Genomic DNA, 3,063 nt, shown 5'->3' with positions numbered 1-3,063 from the left:
TCACGTCGTCTTTGTGAAAAGACGAGCCGCAGCCCGAGCACAAATGAAACGAGCCAGCAAGTTGCTGGCTCGTTTCATTTCGATCGACGTTTTCCGTGGTCACTGATTAGTGCGACGGGTATCGACTACAACATCCTCTTCGTGGACGAAAACGCGCGTCGTAGAATCGCTCGCGACACGGTAGAGCATCCACGTCTTGCGCGGCACTTCGCTTGTGTCTCGACCGTTGAAGTCGCGAACCAGAAGCTCTCGAACTGCCTCTGCCTGTGCCAGCGTAACGTGAACATCGCCCATAAAGTCGATCAGGCTCGACTGGTCCATCGTTTGGTTAATCTGCATCGTCGATTTCCGGTATTTCATTGATTCTTGTTTGAAGGTGTAGCGCGACGGAGTGTTTCATTCACAACGAAACACACGACTCCGATGATGACGCAGAATACAGAGAGAGGGTGAACGTCACGGCCCGCTTGCAAGGCATTGACGATTTCAGATGCACCAATCGCAGCCGCTACGACTCCACACAGCATGGAGAGATGTTTCTTCATATTCAATCGTTTTCCTTGAGTGCGCTTCGAGCGTCAGTAAGGGCAATATTCAGCAGGAAAGCCTCTCCGAATGACAATTCGGACAGCGTCTCCGCTACTGATATCAGCCGCTCCAGACAACCCCGAACTACCTTCACCTCCATTCGGTGGTCCCGAATTTTGCGGATGAAAGAAGTCGCCCCCAGAAGAACTGCCCACACCAAAAACACAACCCCCGGAATAACTGCGAGCTTCCACCGCAGGCTTGGCAAGTGGTGAAATTGCAAGCACGCAATAAGCAACATGCCGATAAGCACCGGCAGGAGCATCACCTCAAACGGAAGCCCCAAGGAAATGCGGTATGTTGAGCGTAGCTCCCACGCATAGCTCCGGAGACACGCCACCAACGCATAAAAATCGACGGGGTGAACCTTGCGTGAGTTTTCGCAGTGGTGGAGATTCACGTCGGTCATTTCACCAGGAAGAAAAGGTTCAAGAGCGAACCAACCAAAACATATGTGACGCCCATTGTGAAGCAGCACGCTAAAACGAGTTTCGTTGCGGCAAGAATGTGATCCATAGCGCGTTTTCCTTGGTTAGCGCGCTGCACGCTTCTCTTGCTCCGCAGCTCGAATGAGAAAGCCCCTGAACCGATCATTAACCATCGACAGCAGCGCCACGCAGAACACCCCGGCTCCAACGAGCGCAAACGAGAGGTGATGCTGAACGACGCCAAAATCCGATGGCGAGGCTTGCCCATGAGAGGCCCACAAGCGCTGCCACAGAGCCCCAAGCTTTCCTCATATCCGCAGTTCGTGACGACGCTGCGCGGATCGAAGCGAGCGCTACGAGCACGCCAGCGATTAGCCCCATCACCGCGCAGAACAATGCGAGCATGACATTTATCAGGTGGTCAGGAGGATGCATGTTGCGTCTCGTTTTCCGGGGTCTTAGTCGTCGTTCCGCGTCAGATCGGCCCATGCTTCGCTTGCATGCTCGCCGACGGCCTTCGCGCCCTCATAGAAGGCAAGCCTCTGCGCGTCTGTCATGGCCGCCCATTCAGCCCGTTCAGCCGGTGAAAAGAACGACATATCATCCAGGTATGGCTCCAGTCCGGCAGGCGTGGTGAAATCCCGCAGATGCGCGATGACGTTTGATGCAACTAGCGAAGAATGCGGGCCGATCAACTCCAGCCGATTCTGTCCAAGCCCCGAGAGGAAGCGATTGATGACATTACGATCCGCTGCTGACACTGAGCCGGCGTCACCCGTCGTCGCGAATCTGGCCAGTGCGGGCGGGGGAAACTGCGTGTGAATAACGACCGCAACGAAGGGATGTAGCGGCATTGAAATCGCGAATTGGTTTTGCATCTGCTTTCCTTGCCAAAGGCGTTAGCCCAGATCGACTTCCGTCTCGCCCACCGGGACGGCACCGATCCGCTTCCACGGAAACCGGTCCTCGTCAGCCAGTTCGCGCACGTGGGCCTCGAATTCGTCCATTTCCTCGAATTCTTCGGTGGAAGCGATGATTCTCACTACCTGCCGTGCGTGATCGATCAGGGGATCTTCGCTGACGACTTCGAGCGGTTCTACCTCGAATTCGTCCCCAAGAGCATGCTGAAGCGCCACCAGCGGTTCCTGCGGCCTCCCCGCATCGTCTCGATATTCGCCCGTGCGAAAAAAGAGCACTTCCAAAACGTCGTACATTCACATCCCCTCTTTTCCGTTCAATCAGCCGCTTTGGGCTGAATCTCCTTGCCTTCGGTGTAGTCGCGGCCTCGCGCCTGCGCACAAGCTCGATGCGCCGGATTCACGCCATCGAGCCGCACAAAATCATCCGACTTCACAACCCGCGTGCACAAGCGGCAACGCGGCTTCGCCTTGATTACTTCGGGATTCCAGTTGCCTTGTGCCATCGCGGGGTTTTCCGTCCCGTTGGGTCACAAACGCTTCGACTTCTTAAAGAGCAGAAACGCGCTGACTAGCACGCATCCCAACCCTATTGCTACCGCGCCGGAGTCGAGCCGAGCGGAATTGCCAATTGCGGACACGCCGACAGTGAAACCAAACGCGAGTAGCGTCACAGCGAATAGGAAGAACTGAACCGTTGGTACGGCGATCATCGCGACAGGGTGAGCTACGCGCTCGCCTTTATTCACGGTCGATGCCGCGTGTTCGATTCGTGTCTTTTCCATATGTTTTCCGATCAGTTGAAGTGCGATAGCGGGCTCATGACAAAACCCAGTCCGACCACGATCACCGGAGCCAAAAAAAGGCAAATCGCGAAGGCTCGCCTATCGGGGCCGGGCTGAAGTTGAAACGTGTGCATCGCGAGCGTGCCGACGCGCTTCCAGGCTCCGAAGTAGTTTTGTCGGAACGTGGACTCGGGTTGCGCCGTCCACATATACACAATGCTTTGTATTGTTTGGGCGACGAGCGCAAAAGTAAAAAGCGCGGACTTTATAGATTCCATGTTTGTTTTCCAGTGTGTTCAGCAATCCGTTGGCGGATCGAATGATCGCGCCTGAATGCATAATTCG

At 55.3% G+C, this 3,063-nt stretch carries 8 protein-coding genes; 1 reads left to right on the top strand and 7 read right to left on the bottom strand.

What is annotated here, in order from left to right; translation table 11 throughout:
* A partial coding sequence (locus LDO54_RS35195; RefSeq protein WP_224017126.1) for a hypothetical protein occupies positions 1–363 on the top strand: 363 nt, incomplete at its 5' end.
* Here the strand turns inward: LDO54_RS35195 and LDO54_RS35190 are convergent.
* The 7 genes from LDO54_RS35190 to LDO54_RS35160 all read right to left on the bottom strand — a co-directional run bounded on the left by LDO54_RS35190 (position 357) and on the right by LDO54_RS35160 (position 2,996).
* Complete coding sequence (locus tag LDO54_RS35190; protein WP_224017124.1) at positions 357–545, bottom strand: hypothetical protein; 189 nt, start codon at positions 543–545, stop codon at positions 357–359. The genes LDO54_RS35195 and LDO54_RS35190 overlap by 7 nt on opposite strands.
* Positions 546–547: 2 nt before the next feature.
* Positions 548–1,066: a hypothetical protein gene (locus LDO54_RS35185; RefSeq protein WP_224017122.1), complete on the bottom strand. Its 519-nt coding sequence runs from the start codon at positions 1,064–1,066 to the stop codon at positions 548–550.
* Between the two features lie 408 nt (positions 1,067–1,474).
* Positions 1,475–1,894 (bottom strand): hypothetical protein, encoded by a 420-nt coding sequence (locus tag LDO54_RS35180; protein ID WP_224017120.1) that lies wholly within the window; start codon positions 1,892–1,894, stop codon positions 1,475–1,477.
* 21 nt (positions 1,895–1,915) lie between these two features.
* On the bottom strand, positions 1,916–2,230 hold the full coding sequence (locus LDO54_RS35175) for a hypothetical protein (protein WP_224017118.1): 315 nt from the start codon (positions 2,228–2,230) through the stop codon (positions 1,916–1,918).
* A 20-nt stretch (positions 2,231–2,250) separates the two neighbouring features.
* On the bottom strand, positions 2,251–2,439 hold the full coding sequence (locus LDO54_RS35170) for a hypothetical protein (protein WP_224017116.1): 189 nt from the start codon (positions 2,437–2,439) through the stop codon (positions 2,251–2,253).
* A 24-nt stretch (positions 2,440–2,463) separates the two neighbouring features.
* Positions 2,464–2,718 (bottom strand): hypothetical protein, encoded by a 255-nt coding sequence (locus LDO54_RS35165; RefSeq protein WP_224017114.1) that lies wholly within the window; start codon positions 2,716–2,718, stop codon positions 2,464–2,466.
* Positions 2,719–2,729: 11 nt separating this feature from the next.
* Positions 2,730–2,996 (bottom strand): hypothetical protein, encoded by a 267-nt coding sequence (locus tag LDO54_RS35160; protein ID WP_224017112.1) that lies wholly within the window; start codon positions 2,994–2,996, stop codon positions 2,730–2,732.
* Between the last annotated feature and the right edge of the window lie 67 nt (positions 2,997–3,063).

It is taken from the genome of Paraburkholderia tropica (assembly GCF_914484835.1).
Lineage (GTDB): Bacteria > Pseudomonadota > Gammaproteobacteria > Burkholderiales > Burkholderiaceae > Paraburkholderia > Paraburkholderia tropica_A.
Note: the sequence above shows the minus strand (reverse complement) of the source record. Positions and strands in the feature narration are given on the sequence as shown.

Bases quoted from the DNA above. Each gene is read 5' to 3' on its own strand.
- LDO54_RS35190 (WP_224017124.1), bottom strand. From the start codon at position 545: ATGAAGAAACATCTCTCCATGCTGTGTGGAGTCGTAGCGGCTGCGATT.
- LDO54_RS35180 (WP_224017120.1), bottom strand. From the start codon at position 1,894: ATGCAAAACCAATTCGCGATTTCAATGCCGCTACATCCCTTCGTTGCG.
- LDO54_RS35175 (WP_224017118.1), bottom strand. From the start codon at position 2,230: ATGTACGACGTTTTGGAAGTGCTCTTTTTTCGCACGGGCGAATATCGA.
- LDO54_RS35170 (WP_224017116.1), bottom strand. From the start codon at position 2,439: ATGGCACAAGGCAACTGGAATCCCGAAGTAATCAAGGCGAAGCCGCGT.
- LDO54_RS35165 (WP_224017114.1), bottom strand. From the start codon at position 2,718: ATGGAAAAGACACGAATCGAACACGCGGCATCGACCGTGAATAAAGGC.
- LDO54_RS35160 (WP_224017112.1), bottom strand. From the start codon at position 2,996: ATGGAATCTATAAAGTCCGCGCTTTTTACTTTTGCGCTCGTCGCCCAA.